Here is a 13735-nt window from a genome sequence, read left to right as displayed (position 1 = left end):
GGGCACAACAAGGTTTTGTTTGTGCCTTTTTGCTTTTCTCCCATTCAATTGAAGCCCATTTTACCGGTGGCCCCGTCTTCAACGTTTTTTTCAACGCATGAGGAACAGGACCCTCATTCCAATCGAAAGAGTCAAAATATGCCGTCATTAGACCACCTTCTGGCCGTTATTTTGAAGTTTCTGGCGCCAGCCACCGTGCTGGAGCGGATTCTTGAATTTGTTGCCATTACCTTTGAGACCACCGGTCTCTTTAGGGGAAATGTACCGTTGGGATACCGCCTGAGCGGTTTTTCACAACAAAATTTGCCGGAGCTGGAAAAAAAGCTTAAACTTCAAAAACGGCTCATTTTACAAAGCATTGGAATTGTTTTGGGGGTTCTGCTCTGCTGGAAAGGAAACTTGCGTATTTTGGAGATGATGGGGTTTACTCAGGGACAAATCGCGCCCTGGGTGGACATTTTGCTTTCGGGAATGTTGATAAGCGGGGGCAGCCAGCCTATTCATGACCTGATTAATTTCTTGCAAAAAGCCCGGGAAAACGCAAAAAACCAGGCGCTGCCGTTGTCGGAAACGCCGCAGAAAGAACCGGTTTTAGGGGGCAGTCAAAAAGAATTTGAGGCGATTCATTACGATGGCGGAATTTACCCCAATCGCCCGGGTCACGGCCTCCGGAAGAAAAATCCCCAGTACATCGTTATTCACCATTCAGCCACTCACAATAATTTGAGTTTTGAAGAGATTGTTGACATCGAGCGCGACCGCCGCCTGGACCCCAGTTATCATTGTGTGGTGACCCGTGACGGATCCCTTCACAATTACTGCCGGTGGGACAGTGTGGGGTACCATGTGAAACGCGGGAATAAAATCAGTAATGGAAATTCACTTGGGATTTGTTTTGTGGGCAATTTTTCCACAGACCCCTCTGCACCCGGTAACAATGCCTCCGGGAAATTTGGTCCGCCCGTACCCTCCGATGCGCAAATGGAACAGGGCGCCCGGCAGATTGCCCTGTGGACGAAAATCTACGGCATCCCCGTGACGAATATTGTTCGTCACAGAGATGTGAAGCGCGGTCATACGGATTGTCCCGGAAACAATTTCCCGTTTGACGCTCTGATCACGCGGGTGAAAAATACACTTCAACAATGGGAACAAAATCCGGAATTTGATTCATTTGTGGCCTCTTTCCGGAAAAAGAAATTTGTGTTGATTCCCGAGAGTGATGGAGGTGTAGCATGAGACGATTTCCCAACCTTTGTATGGTGGCACCTGTGAAAGGGCCCGGAAAACAGAAAGTTCAGCTGCACCGGTCTCCATTTATCCCATTCAGATTGGGGAGTTTTCTCCTTGTCCTGCTGCTGATGATGGGACCAAAGGCCGCTCTGGCACAGGGAAATGGTCTTTCCGGAATGTCTTCCTGGGGAGAGAGCGCTCAAGTCGTCGCTTTCTTTTTCATAATTTTAACCCTGGCAACTATTTTGAATCGGTTGTTTGAACTCCTGATTACCATTCTAAAACTTGTTTATGAAAAGTCGGCACTGCTTCAGGATATGTGGGAAGCCGTCTGGGAATCCATTTTGAAAAAGCTGCAGGCCATTGACCCCCGGTTCAACGATCCAAAATTGACCGATCCCCTAAAAGAAAAGGTACGAATCCTTTTAATTCAGGGAACCGTGTTTCTCATTGGTTCGGTGATTGGGGTCTGGCTGTGTGCGGTTCTGGATTTGGGGATGCTGTTTACTCTGAAAATCACGGCCCATCCTACCTTCTGGGACTTTTTATTAACCGGAATGCTGGTGGCTTCGGGAACGGAGCCGATTCATGCAATCTTTCGAATTATTGAAGCCAAAAAGGATAAAAAATCGTTGGAAGCGGCCGAGGCTTCCCATCACTAAATTTGTAGTTTAATCAAAATTAGCCATTTTTAACAACTCTATTTACTTGGAAGGAAATCGTGTGAATTCTTTACAAACCTCAACCTCGTTTTTAGAAGGATTTTACATGCTTCTTAAAACAATCTGGAATGCATTGGCTGTTTATTGGTTACAAACACTTATTTTGGTTGTTGTGATCGCCCTGCTGATTTTATCATTCAGGTCTGCAAAAACAAAAAAGGATTCCGCCGGTGGGATAGGTGGGAAAGTTCTTTACGGATTCCGGGAATTCTTTGTCTCCCTTTTTCGCCTGATTCTTCAGTCACCGTTGCTGATCCTGTTTGTTGTAATCCTCGTATTTCTTAGAAGCCCGAAGCTGTCTGAATTCTTCATCCGGTTCCTGAAAGGGTTGGGCATCCCTGTAAAAAGCGGCTCGGAGAAAACGGAGTTTGAGGCGCACGGACACGCCTCGGATAAGGAGGAGATTAAAAAAATCATTAAAGAAGGAAAACGCCTCCTTATTCCTCCTGTAGCTCCGGTGAAGGAGGTGTCCCTGAAAGACCTCAAGGAGGAACTGCACGGCAAAATTACGTATGACTATAAAAAGGTCCCCGGCACCTACGTCTATCACGGGATTTTCATCCCCGATCTCGGGGAAAACTTTACTCTGCCCATGTGGGTCCGCTACCAGGACATTTTGGCCGTCGTAAGAGGCGAGAAAAACAATAAGATTGTTGTTTTGGTGCGTCCGCAGGTTCGGCCCACCCAGGCAAAAAAGGAATGGGATGCCCTGGTTGCCAATAAAAAGAGCGGCTGATCGGTTTCGGCGCCTTGGAAAAATAGCCGGACTGATCCTGTTTTTGTGGCAGGTCGGCGGATCGTCTGCCGCTCTGGCACAAACCTCCCCGGATTCCATTCGGATTTCCCGTGCACTTTTTTACGCTATTCAGCAGGACCTGGCCGAGTGGGACTCCCTTTCTCACATCATGCAGCGAGCCCCCCTGCCCGATACCACCACCCTGCTCATCTCCAAAAAGCAGTTTAATGCGGCTTACCCGGATGTGATCTCAAACCTGCTGCGTTATCAGGCCTTTCGGGCAGAGAGGCTCCGGGAGCTAACACACACGATTCGGTCCCTTATTAGGCTTTACCGGCCGGATTCCCTGGTTTCGGAATGTTCACTGTACCCGCCTTTAACGGACTCTTGTTTAATTGTGCCGCGCGCCCTCTGGAAACGGAACCTCGCAAAATTGGAAAAACTGGATTTTATTCTTCGTGCCTCAACCAAGGATTCAACGCTCCTTTTTCAGAGGTCCCGGAAAGCAACCGTTTCGGAGAATTTCTGGGGGACTCCCTCGCTGACTTTAAGCGGAAAAATCATTTTTCTGTCGCCGAAACGGGACACCCTCTACACCCTCATCATTCGCCGATTACACGTGCCGGTTGTGTACCGTCGCAGTTTTTGGCGATTTCAGGCCACTGCCCTGCTCATGGCGGGATCGTTTTTTAACGGGAAACAAGACGCAAATTGGGCGGTGGGCCTGTCCACAGCGAATTACCGGCGGTTTTTCCTGTCGATTTTTTTGGGGAAGAAGGGAGTGGGAGCGGCTGCAGGCTGGCGCCTGTTTGCACATGCCGGCCCTGTTCTGGGCGTTCAACCATCCCTTTCCGGCGTGGTTACCCCCGCAATCGGTTTTGCCTTTTTGCTCAATTAGTTTTGAGCGTGCTCCGAAAGACGCTTATCCGCTCATGGTCTGCATTCCAAGGAGCATCGCCTCAGCCCTGTCTTGAGGCGGACGCATTAAAAAATCAAATGTAAGAAGAGGGGTTTGGCGCCTGTTTTTAAACGACGAGTTTTCCCCGCCTGAGGATAACTTTATTATCGATCTTTACAGAAGCCCTTTTAAGGGTGGCAACGGAAAGCGTCGGGTTGAGAATGTGTGAACGAAAATCGATTTCATCACCAAATGCCAGATGAATCACCCCGTGGGTTCGTTCGTCCACAAAGCAATTTCCGGTGATTTTTCCGTGAGGATTAAGGCCTATTCCCACACGGACCAGGATCCGCCGGTTTTTGTTTCGCGAGCGCAGGGAGGCCCGAAAATCTGAAATATCGCTTTTGGCATAAATCTTTTTGAGTCTTCCGCTCCTAATTAAGAATCGAACCGGCTCCTGCAGAATTCCAACCGACGACAAGGATCCGTTAATCAGCAAATCGCCGGAGGCGGTTTGCTCGCGGGGTTTTATCAGAACCCTTCCGCCGGGGATACAGCCAATGTCGCCGGAATTCTGAACCAGACCGCTGTCTGCAAAACAAGCGGAATGGTCTATTTCAAAAGAAAGAGAGTGGTCTGAATCGGTTTCGATGGTCAGCCTTTTGCCCAATCGGAGCACATCATGCAGTTTTTGGGTGTTGTGCCTTAGCGACTCACTGTCCACATCAACCATTCGTGTAAATTGATCCGGCCGGATTCCGATAAGCCCTGCCCAGCGCGTATTTAAATTTTTTGAAAGGGAAAATTCCTCCCATAAAAATGAAAATTCGCGTGCTACAAACAGAGAGACGTCAGCGTCCAAAATAAAGGAAAGCAACTTGCTCAGAGAACTCGCTCGCAATTCAGCGGCCGAAAAGGCCATGACGTAGGTCTGGGGGTAGCTCTCAATGGCTGTCTGCCAGAGTTTGCGGCTTAAATCCCAGGAATATTCATCCGTCACAATAAGGAAAGATTCGTTTTTTTTTAGGGCAAGATTGGATTTGAAAAATAGGTTAGCCGCTCGTAAAAATTTTCGCTGTGAAGGACCTGTTTTTGTGTTCTTTTTCATGGAAATACGGCATTGGTTGAAAGGGTTTGTGAGTTCACGTGATTCGCCGCAAATGGCACAAAGTGCACCCCGTTTATTCCAGTGCAATCAGTTCATGTGGGTGCGTGAATTTCGCGGCTAAGAGCTTTCTAAAGGTGACTCATTTATTAATAAAGCAGTTGGTTGCGAGGAAGAAGCGCTTTTAAAATAACAGAAAATCCGAAAAATGTCAAGTGTTTTTTCTCCTTTCACGGAATATTTTTATTTGATTTCCTTCATTTTTTTCGTATATTGAAAAATAAAAATTCACTAAGATGTCTCCACTGCAAGATATAACATTAGGTCAATATTTCCCTGCGGATTCCGTTCTCCATCGCCTTGATCCACGGACGAAACTCATTTCGCTGTTGATTCTCATGACGGCGATGGTTGCAACCCATAATTTTTGGGCATTTGGATTTTTGACTGCACTTTTGGGTGTTGTTGTTTTTATGGCGCACCTGCCCTTTCAGCTGGTGAGTAAGAATCTGCGTCCTTTTTTGTGGCTTTTTATTCTCACATTTCTTTTAAATTTGGGTTACGGTTACGGAAAAATCCTTTTTCAAATTCCTGTAATCCACGTTTCCATTACAGATACCGGTTTAAGCCGGGCCATAATTTATACAGCCCGGATTGTTTTGTTGATTTTGTACGCGGGTATTTTTACCCTGGTAACCGCCCCTATCGAAATTACCGATGGCTTATCCCGGTTGCTGGCGCCTCTGAAAAAAGTCGGGGTGCCCGTTGCCGAATTTTCAATGATGACAACCATTGCGATTCGGTTTATCCCGTTGCTCTTAAATGAAGCCGATCGAATTCGAAAGGCCCAACTGGCCCGGGGCGCTCAAATTGAAGGGAATCTTGTGCAGAGAATCAAGGGCCTGATTCCGATTATTCTTCCACTTTTTTTGTCGGCATTTCGAAAGGCGGATGATCTGGCACTGGCCATGGAGGCCCGTTGTTACCGCATCGGAGAAGAACGCACCAGTTTTAAGGAACTGAAATGGGTCGCGGCCGATTATTTTGTGATCGCCGGAACGCTGGTTATCTCTGCCGGATGTGTACTTGTGTGAGCCCATGGTGAATTACAAATTAATTCTGGAGTACGATGGGACGGATTTCTCCGGGTTTCAGATTCAACCCCGGCAGCGAACCGTTCAGGGAGAAATGCAGCGTGCTCTGGATCGTCTGTTTCCGGAAGGGTATTGCCTGGCCGCCGCCGGGAGAACGGATGCCGGAGTACATGCACTGGGACAGGTGGTAAATATCCGGGCAGAAAAAGCGTTTGCGCCCGAAACACTTCAAAAAGCGCTGAATGCCAATCTTCCGGGTGATATTGTAGTCAAACAGGCGGAAATAGTGGCCCCGGATTTTCACGCCCGATTTTCAGCCTGCCGCCGATCGTACGAGTATCGGCTGATCACTGAGCCCACGGCGCTGTTTCGCAGATTTGTCTGGGCGATTTCCTTTGTTCCGGATGGGAAGATTCTCCGGCAATGTGCGGAAATCGTAAAAGCAAATGAGAATTTTGAATCGTTTACGAAGACGGGTGCAGAGGTTAGGCACTTTTTGTGCGCGGTGGAAGAATCGCGGTGGGAACAGGACGGCCCGAATTTTGTGTATCATATTTCCGCCAATCGTTTTTTACACAATATGGTTCGCATTCTGGTAGGAACCATGCTGGAGGTGGCCAGAGGGCGGTTTTCTGTTGCTGATTTTGAGAAGATGTTTCGTGCGAGAGATCGAAAAGCGGCCGGACTCACGGCGCCTGCGCGCGGGCTGCTGCTGGTTCGCGTTGATTACAGTTGCTGATAGCGTAATTACTGTAGTCCAAAAGAATGACGGAAAAAGAATGCCGCGAATGCGCGAATCGGAAAGAGACTTCAGAAATTTATGTTGCGTGAGAAAGAGTGGATTTCGACTTAAAACAGGAGGTTTGACCTATGAAGTTTTTTATTGACACAGCGAATGTGGATGAAATTCGGGAAGCGGCCAGTCTGGGCGTGTTGGACGGTGTTACGACCAATCCTTCACTTATGGCAAAGGAAGCCGGAAAGGGAAAAACATTTCGGCAAATCCTGGAAGAAATCTGCGAAATCGTGGACGGCCCCATCAGCGCGGAGGCGGTTAGTCTGGATTATGAAGGCATTGTGCGGGAGGGACGCGAGCTCTCCAAAATTCATAAAAATATTGTCGTAAAAGTTCCCGTCATTATGGATGGTCTTAAGGCGGTAAAAACCCTGGAGGAAGAGGGGATTCGCACGAATGTTACCCTCATTTTTTCTCCCAGTCAGGCGCTATTGGCGGCAAAAGCCGGGGCGTCTTTTGTCAGCCCTTTTGTGGGACGACTGGATGATATCAGCCATTTTGGAATGGAATTGGTGGGGCAGCTGGTGGAGATTTTCCTCAATTATGATTTTAAGACCGAAATTATTGTCGCCAGCATTCGAAATCCCTTACATGTGGTGGAAGCTGCCCAGATGGGCGCCCACATCGCCACCATCCCCTTTAAGGTGATTAATCAATTGGTAAAACATCCCCTGACCGATATTGGCATTAAACGTTTTTTGGATGACTGGGAAAAAGCGAAGGCATCTCTGGGGGTGTCGTCCTGATTCCTCGGCGGAAACAAGTGCTTCGCTGGAAATTCATTTGACAGGATTTGCAGGATATTTTCGTGGCCGTATCAGTCAAATGAGCCGATTCCTGCGGGTTGTCTTCGAGAAGATTCGGGAAATTCGCGGGAAAGCGCTTTTTGAAACAGGCTCATAATTTGAAATATAAAATCCTGTAAATCCCGTCAAAATAGTAAGAAACTGAAAGGAATCAAAAATGCGAAAACTTTTTTATCGAACGTGGATTGTTCTGTTTGTTTTGATGTTTTTTGCGACGGGGTGTTCGGCCCGTGAAAAAACAGAACAATCGGTTTCGTCAAAGGATAGCCTGCAGATCTACAAAGAAAGCCAAACCTCGTCGGAGGATGTCCAAAAAGCAAATACCCACATCGGAGACGTTCGGCAAAATGCCATTACCCGAGCGGTCCGAAAAGTGGCGTCCGCTGTGGTGGGGGTAAATGTAACACAAATTCAGGAGTATGTGGCCACCCCGTTTGGGAACGACCCCTTTTTTCAGTTTTTTTTCCCGGGGATGCGTTATCGCCAGGAGGTTAAAAGCCTGGGGTCGGGATTTCTCATTTCACCGGATGGGTACATTGTGACCAACGAGCATGTGGTTCACAACGCCGTTAAAATCATTGTAACCATGGTGGCCGGGAAAAATTATCCGGCCAAGTTGGTGGGTTCGGATTACACAACCGATCTGGCGCTTCTTAAAATTGACGGGAAAAACCTCCCCATTTGCGAGTTGGGAAATTCGGACAACATTATCGTGGGGGAATGGGCCATTGCTCTGGGGAACCCGTTTGGGCTCTTTGAACTGAGCCGGCATCCCTCGGTAACGGTGGGTGTGGTGAGTGCGACCCACTTGAATTTTGGGCGACAGGGAGGTGATCGGGTGTATCAGGACATGATTCAAACAGACGCCTCCATCAATCCGGGCAACAGCGGCGGCCCGATGGTTGATGCCCTGGGAAATGTAATTGGCGTGAATACGTTCATTTTTACAGGCGGGGCAAACAGCGAGGGGTCTATTGGTCTGGGCTTTTCGATCCCCGTGAACCGCGTTAAGCGTGTGATTAAGGATCTCAAAAAATACGGCAAAGTCAACCGGCAGTTCTGGACGGGCCTGGAAGTGGACAATATCAATTACTTAATTGCAAAATATTTTGGTCTCTCGTCCACAAAGGGTGTTATCGTGACCAGTGTAAAGCCCAACAGTCCGGCTGCAAAAGCAGGAATACGGGTAGGCGATATTATTCTGGCAATTAATGGAAAGGAAATCCAGGGAACAGAAGATATTTGGACCATTCTGGCCAATATGGATGCCAAGCCGGGTGATGTTTTAACGCTGACCCTTTTTCGCAAGGGGCAGAAAAAAAGTGTCCGGTTGAAACTGGCGCCCATCCAGGGATAAAAATCCCGGGATGCAAAAATAAGTTGATAATGGTCTAAAAAATGGTTATTTTTAATGATAATTTACGGTGGATCATAAAAATCTTTTGAAGAACTTAACTCTATGATTTTACGTTACACACGCCCCGAAATGGGGCGGATCTGGACGGAAGAGAATAAATTCCGGAAATGGCTGGATGTTGAAATTGCTGTTTGTGAGGCGCAGGCGGAGTTAGGGCGGATTCCCAAAGAAGCCGTACAGACCATTCGTACACGTGCAGCATTTGAGGTGGATCGGATTCAGGAGATTGAACGTGAGGTTAACCACGATGTGATCGCATTTTTGACCAACGTGGCCGAGCACGTGGGGCCGGATTCCCGATTTATTCACCTGGGGATGACCTCTTCCGATGTTCTGGATACGGCCAACGGGCTTCTTTTAAAAGAAGCGGGCAACTTGCTTTTAGACGATTTACAAAAATTGCGGACGGTTTTGGCTCGAAGAGCCGTTGAATTCAAAGATACACCCTGTATCGGACGAACCCACGGGGTGCATGCCGAGCCGATCACGTTTGGGCTCAAACTGGCGCTTTGGTACGAAGAAACCAATCGAAATATTCATCGCCTGAAAGAAGCGGTTCGGTCGGTTTCGGTGGGAAAAATTTCGGGAGCTGTGGGGACGTATGCCCACCTTGATCCGCGGGTGGAAGAGCTGGTCTGCCAGAAACTTGGGCTGGAACCCGCCCCGGTTTCAAACCAGATTATCCAAAGAGACCGCTATGCCCAATTTTTATCTACCCTGGCCATCATTGCTTCTTCGCTCGAAAAATTTGCCACGGAGATTCGGGCCCTGCAGAAGACCGAGGTTCTGGAGGTGGAAGAGTATTTTTCAAAGGGTCAAAAAGGCTCATCTGCCATGCCTCACAAGCGAAATCCGATCACGTGTGAGCGAATTGCGGGGATGGCGCGAGTCCTGCGCGGAAACGCCCTTGCCGGTTTCGAAAATATTACACTCTGGCACGAAAGAGATATCAGCCACTCATCGGTGGAACGAATCATTTTGCCGGACAGTACAATTGGTTTAGACTATATGCTGGATAAAATGGTTTATGTCATTGAAAAACTGCAGGTCTATCCGGATCAAATGTTGAAAAATCTGAATTTAACGCGTGGCATCATTTTTTCGCAGCCGCTTTTGCTGGAACTGGCCGAGAAGGGATTGTCCCGTGAAGACGCCTACCGGATGGTTCAGCAGCGTGCGCGAGAGGCCTGGGCGGAAAACAGGGAATTCAGGGAAGTTGTCTTAAATGATCCTGAAATCCGGCGATATCTTTCGACAGCTGAGATTGAGACGATATTTGATTTGAAAAACAACCTGAGAAATGTAGGGTACATTTTTAAGAGAATCGGCCTGATTCAGGACAATGAGGGAGGACAAAATTGAAAAAGGGCGAATTATTGTACGAAGGAAAAGCGAAAAAACTCTACGCCACGGATAATCCCGATATGGTGATTCAAGAATTTAAGGATGATGCCACAGCGTTTAATGGAAAGAAAAAAGGAACCATTAAGGACAAGGGTGTGGTCAACAACAAAATATCGGCCTTTATTTTCGAATTTCTCGAAAGCTACCATGTTCCCACTCATTTTGAAAAGGTTCTTTCGGACCGGGAAATGCTGGTGAAAAAGCTGGATATTATTCCGGTCGAAGTCGTGATGCGAAACATTGCAACGGGCAGCCTGGTCAAGCGGTACGGCCTGGAAGAAGGTAAAGAGCTGGATTATCCGGTGCTTGAGTTTTACCTGAAAGACGATGAGTTAAACGATCCGATGATCAATGAACACCACGCCGTTGCGTTTGGGCTGGCCACCCCTGATGAGATGGAAACGATTTCCCGCTACGCCACCAAAATCAATGCCATTTTGAAATCATTTTTTATTCGGCGCAAGATTCGCCTTATTGATTTCAAACTCGAGTTCGGTCGCTTCAAAGATCGGATTCTTTTGGGCGATGAAATCTCGCCGGATACCTGTCGTTTTTGGGATCTGGAAACGGGTGAAAAACTGGATAAGGATCGTTTTCGGCAGGACCTGGGAAGGGTCGAAGAAGCGTACCAGGAAATGCTCAATCGTATTCTGCATTCGGGGATATAACCGATGTCATTTGCACGGGACGGAATTGGAACGCTTCTGGCTATTTTATTTATCGCCATTCTTTTCACCGCTGGATTATTTCTCAACCGGTCCCTGGTGATGAAGGGATTCGTGGTTGTTGTCTGGATTTTTGTTCTCTTCTCTCTGTATTTTTTTCGCGATCCGGAACGAGCGATTCCAGCAGATCCGGATGCCATTGTGTCGCCGGCGGACGGAAAGGTGATTATCATAAAAAAGGTGAATGAAACTGTTTATCTAAAAGGCCCGGCCACCCAGGTGAGTATTTTTATGTCTGTTTTCAATGTGCATGTTAACCGGATTCCCATGAGCGGCACGGTCGGCTATTTTACGTATTATCCGGGAAAATTCTTGCCAGCCTATCGTGAAAAAGCATCGACAGACAATGAGCAGACTGTTATTGGAATCGAGAATGATCGAGCGAAAATTTTGTTCAAACAAATTGCGGGTATTATTGCACGGCGCGTCGTATGTCACATACGCGAGGGGTTTCACGTTCAAAAGGGAGAACGCTTTGGCATGATAAAATTTGGGTCTCGTGCCGATATATTCTTACCTGAAAACGTGGATGTAAATGTCACATTAAATCAGAAGGTTAAAGGAGGCGAAACAATCATTGGGAAAATTAAATCTGAAAATTAACCGAGCATTTATTCCAGGTACGATCACAATTGCAAATATTTATCTCGGGTTTCTGTCAATTGTGTATTCCATGGAAGGAAATTTTGTAACAGCTTCCTGGTTAATTGTTCTGGCGGCCATTATGGATGCCCTGGACGGGACGGTGGCGCGCCTGACCAAGAGTTACAGCCAATTTGGAATTGAGCTGGATTCTCTTTCGGATGTGGTCTCATTTGGAGCTGCCCCTTCAATTCTATTGTATTCGGTCTATTTTAATCGGATCAATAACATTGGGGTTCTGGTCAGTTTTATTCCCCTATTTTTCGGAGCCATTCGGCTGGCACGTTTTAATGCCAATCTGGATTCTTTTGAGAAAAAGGAGTATGTTGGTTTGCCTATTCCGTCACAGGCCGTCGCGAATGCATCTTTTATTGTTTTCAACTATCATTTTTGGGGCGAACTCCATTTTACAAAACTACTGGCCCCGATGGTTATTTTTTTGGGGGTTCTCATGGTGAGCAATGTTGAGTACGACACGCTTCCAAAATTCACCCTGAGAAAGGGCCGCAAGAATGATGTCAAACTGTTCTTTTTTATTCTGTTTTCTGTGCTGGCGATGTTTTTCCCGAGCGAGGCTATTTTCCCTATCTCCATTTTCTTTATCCTTTTTGGTGTGGGACGGTCCATTGTGCGGTCGCTGAAGCATTCTGAAGAGATTCTGGATATGACTGATTATTAGGTGAAGGTGGAAAATGATCCGAGCCAAGGTTTACGTGTATTTGAAAAAGGATATTTTGGACCCTCAGGGGAAAGCGGTTTTGCACATTCTTGAGAATATGGGATTTAGCCATATTCAAAATGTGCGCGTGGGGAAATATACGGTTCTCACATTCGATGATTCGGTTTCCGAAGACGAGGCCGCTTCTCAAACGGAAGAAATATGCAAAAAAATTCTGGCCAATCCCGTGATTGAGGATTATCACTTTGAATTGGAAATAATTTGACAGGGGATAAGGAACAGATTTCCACATGCCACGCAAAATGAAATTTGGAATAGTTGTTTTTCCCGGATCCAACTGCGATTACGATGTTTATGATGTGCTCACTCGCATTATGGGGCAGGAAGCCACATTTCTGTGGCACAAACAACACGATATAGATCGCTGCGATGCGGTTATACTTCCGGGGGGGTTTTCTTATGGCGATTATCTGCGCACCGGTGCCATTGCGCGGTTCTCCCCGATCATGGAAGAATTGGCTGACTACGCGGAAAAAGGGGGCAGACTCCTGGGAATTTGCAACGGCTTCCAGATCCTGCTGGAAATTGGACTTCTCCCGGGAGCGATGCTCAAAAATCAATCGCTGCATTTTATTTGCAAATTTGTCAATGTCCGTGTAGAAAATGCAAATACATATTTTACATCGACTTGTCAGACAGGCGAGGTGTTGAAAATTCCCATTGCCCACAATGAAGGGAATTATTATATTGATCCTGACGGTTTGAAGACGCTGGAGACGAATCAGCAGGTGGTGTTGCGATATGCGTCCCCGGAGGGCGATGTGAGTCTGGCGGCCAATCCCAACGGGTCCCTCAACAATATTGCCGGAATCATAAATAAACGGGGAAATGTTATGGGGTTAATGCCTCATCCCGAACGGGCCTCCGAGGCGTTGTTGGGGTCAGAAGACGGAAAGAAAATATTCCAGTCAATGATTCGATCGATGGTTCAATAACCGTAGTATATTTTTCTATCTGGTCTTTGGAAAAAAGCACAAAAGAGATATCCCCCTGTTTTGTACGCGCGTTTGTTCCAAAGGACCTTTGATCCTGAATTTCAAATGTGGGGATCATTAAGTCAAACATTTGTGTTAAAAAAGCAGGAGTATCACGTCTAAAAAAAGCAAAAAGGAGACGAGAGTGCCAGTTGCTTCAACTCGAAGGAAATCTATTGGGTATTTATTTCTTATTCTCTTTTTGGGGGCCCTGATTGGTTCGGCTTTAGGGGAAGTAATTGGCTTGATCTTACCGCCGGGTGTGGTTCGGGAGTTTTTTCTCCGATCAGCCGTTGGCGGAATTGCTCCGGCCACATTAAATGCATCGCTGTTTACCATAACACTCGGTTTTTCTTTTAAACTGAATGTGATTGGAATTATTGGAGTGGCCATTGCCGCGTACATTGTGCGCTGGTATTAATGGATAAAACAACCGAAAGAAGG

The 13735-nt window shown here is 47.0% G+C and carries 16 protein-coding genes; 15 read left to right on the top strand and 1 reads right to left on the bottom strand.

Annotation, left to right across the window (positions count from 1 at the left end; genetic code table 11):
• Positions 1-138: 138 nt before the first annotated feature.
• The 4 genes from GXO76_13660 to GXO76_13645 all read left to right on the top strand — a co-directional run bounded on the left by GXO76_13660 (position 139) and on the right by GXO76_13645 (position 3589).
• Positions 139-1239 carry an N-acetylmuramoyl-L-alanine amidase gene (locus GXO76_13660; protein NOY78904.1) on the top strand — a complete coding sequence of 367 codons (1101 nt, stop codon included), beginning with the start codon at positions 139-141 and terminating at the stop codon, positions 1237-1239.
• Positions 1236-1895 carry a hypothetical protein gene (locus tag GXO76_13655; GenBank protein ID NOY78903.1) on the top strand — a complete coding sequence of 220 codons (660 nt, stop codon included), beginning with the start codon at positions 1236-1238 and terminating at the stop codon, positions 1893-1895. Before GXO76_13660 ends, GXO76_13655 begins: the two co-directional genes overlap by 4 nt.
• A gap of 106 nt (positions 1896-2001) precedes the next feature.
• Complete coding sequence (locus GXO76_13650) at positions 2002-2691, top strand: hypothetical protein (GenBank protein ID NOY78902.1); 690 nt, start codon at positions 2002-2004, stop codon at positions 2689-2691.
• Positions 2669-3589: a hypothetical protein gene (locus GXO76_13645; protein NOY78901.1), complete on the top strand. Its 921-nt coding sequence runs from the start codon at positions 2669-2671 to the stop codon at positions 3587-3589. The genes GXO76_13650 and GXO76_13645 overlap by 23 nt, the downstream gene beginning before the upstream one ends.
• Positions 3590-3716: 127 nt before the next feature.
• Here the strand turns inward: GXO76_13645 and GXO76_13640 are convergent, their stop codons facing one another.
• Positions 3717-4589 carry a hypothetical protein gene (locus GXO76_13640; GenBank protein ID NOY78900.1) on the bottom strand — a complete coding sequence of 291 codons (873 nt, stop codon included), beginning with the start codon at positions 4587-4589 and terminating at the stop codon, positions 3717-3719.
• Positions 4590-4990: 401 nt separating this feature from the next.
• Here GXO76_13640 and GXO76_13635 point away from each other — a divergent pair, with 401 nt between their 5' ends.
• The 11 genes from GXO76_13635 (at position 4991) to GXO76_13585 (ending at position 13712) form a co-directional block, all read left to right on the top strand.
• Positions 4991-5788 (top strand): energy-coupling factor transporter transmembrane protein EcfT, encoded by a 798-nt coding sequence (locus GXO76_13635; GenBank protein ID NOY78899.1) that lies wholly within the window; start codon positions 4991-4993, stop codon positions 5786-5788.
• Between the two features lie 7 nt (positions 5789-5795).
• Positions 5796-6527 (top strand): tRNA pseudouridine(38-40) synthase TruA, encoded by a 732-nt coding sequence (gene truA, locus GXO76_13630; GenBank protein NOY78898.1) that lies wholly within the window; start codon positions 5796-5798, stop codon positions 6525-6527.
• 131 nt (positions 6528-6658) lie between these two features.
• Positions 6659-7330, top strand: a complete 672-nt coding sequence (fsa, locus tag GXO76_13625) for a fructose-6-phosphate aldolase (protein NOY78897.1) — start codon at positions 6659-6661, stop codon at positions 7328-7330.
• 217 nt (positions 7331-7547) lie between these two features.
• Positions 7548-8747, top strand: a complete 1200-nt coding sequence (locus GXO76_13620; protein NOY78896.1) for a PDZ domain-containing protein — start codon at positions 7548-7550, stop codon at positions 8745-8747.
• A 102-nt stretch (positions 8748-8849) separates the two neighbouring features.
• Entirely contained in the window at positions 8850-10169 is a 1320-nt protein-coding gene (locus tag GXO76_13615) for an adenylosuccinate lyase (GenBank protein NOY78895.1), read from the top strand.
• Positions 10166-10879 (top strand): phosphoribosylaminoimidazolesuccinocarboxamide synthase, encoded by a 714-nt coding sequence (locus GXO76_13610; GenBank protein NOY78894.1) that lies wholly within the window; start codon positions 10166-10168, stop codon positions 10877-10879. The genes GXO76_13615 and GXO76_13610 overlap by 4 nt, the downstream gene beginning before the upstream one ends.
• Positions 10880-10882: 3 nt before the next feature.
• Positions 10883-11539, top strand: a complete 657-nt coding sequence (locus GXO76_13605; GenBank protein NOY78893.1) for a phosphatidylserine decarboxylase family protein — start codon at positions 10883-10885, stop codon at positions 11537-11539.
• Positions 11514-12257, top strand: coding sequence for a CDP-diacylglycerol--serine O-phosphatidyltransferase (gene pssA / locus GXO76_13600; GenBank protein ID NOY78892.1), 744 nt, complete (start codon positions 11514-11516; stop codon positions 12255-12257). The genes GXO76_13605 and pssA overlap by 26 nt, the downstream gene beginning before the upstream one ends.
• A gap of 13 nt (positions 12258-12270) precedes the next feature.
• Positions 12271-12522 (top strand): phosphoribosylformylglycinamidine synthase subunit PurS, encoded by a 252-nt coding sequence (gene purS / locus GXO76_13595; protein NOY78891.1) that lies wholly within the window; start codon positions 12271-12273, stop codon positions 12520-12522.
• Between the two features lie 37 nt (positions 12523-12559).
• Positions 12560-13252, top strand: a complete 693-nt coding sequence (gene purQ, locus GXO76_13590) for a phosphoribosylformylglycinamidine synthase subunit PurQ (protein ID NOY78890.1) — start codon at positions 12560-12562, stop codon at positions 13250-13252.
• Between the two features lie 184 nt (positions 13253-13436).
• Positions 13437-13712, top strand: coding sequence for a DUF4321 domain-containing protein (locus GXO76_13585; GenBank protein ID NOY78889.1), 276 nt, complete (start codon positions 13437-13439; stop codon positions 13710-13712).
• Positions 13713-13735: the final 23 nt, after the last annotated feature.

The organism is Calditrichota bacterium, assembly GCA_013151735.1.
GTDB lineage: Bacteria > Zhuqueibacterota > JdFR-76 > JdFR-76 > BMS3Abin05 > BMS3Abin05.
Note: the sequence above shows the minus strand (reverse complement) of the source record. Positions and strands in the feature narration are given on the sequence as shown.

Bases quoted from the DNA above. Each gene is read 5' to 3' on its own strand.
- GXO76_13605 (NOY78893.1), top strand. From the start codon at position 10,883: ATGTCATTTGCACGGGACGGAATTGGAACGCTTCTGGCTATTTTATTT.
- GXO76_13635 (NOY78899.1), top strand. From the start codon at position 4,991: ATGTCTCCACTGCAAGATATAACATTAGGTCAATATTTCCCTGCGGAT.
- GXO76_13620 (NOY78896.1), top strand. From the start codon at position 7,548: ATGCGAAAACTTTTTTATCGAACGTGGATTGTTCTGTTTGTTTTGATG.
- fsa (NOY78897.1), top strand. From the start codon at position 6,659: ATGAAGTTTTTTATTGACACAGCGAATGTGGATGAAATTCGGGAAGCG.
- GXO76_13660 (NOY78904.1), top strand. From the start codon at position 139: ATGCCGTCATTAGACCACCTTCTGGCCGTTATTTTGAAGTTTCTGGCG.
- purQ (NOY78890.1), top strand. From the start codon at position 12,560: ATGAAATTTGGAATAGTTGTTTTTCCCGGATCCAACTGCGATTACGAT.
- GXO76_13615 (NOY78895.1), top strand. From the start codon at position 8,850: ATGATTTTACGTTACACACGCCCCGAAATGGGGCGGATCTGGACGGAA.
- GXO76_13650 (NOY78902.1), top strand. From the start codon at position 2,002: ATGCTTCTTAAAACAATCTGGAATGCATTGGCTGTTTATTGGTTACAA.
- GXO76_13655 (NOY78903.1), top strand. From the start codon at position 1,236: ATGAGACGATTTCCCAACCTTTGTATGGTGGCACCTGTGAAAGGGCCC.
- purS (NOY78891.1), top strand. From the start codon at position 12,271: ATGATCCGAGCCAAGGTTTACGTGTATTTGAAAAAGGATATTTTGGAC.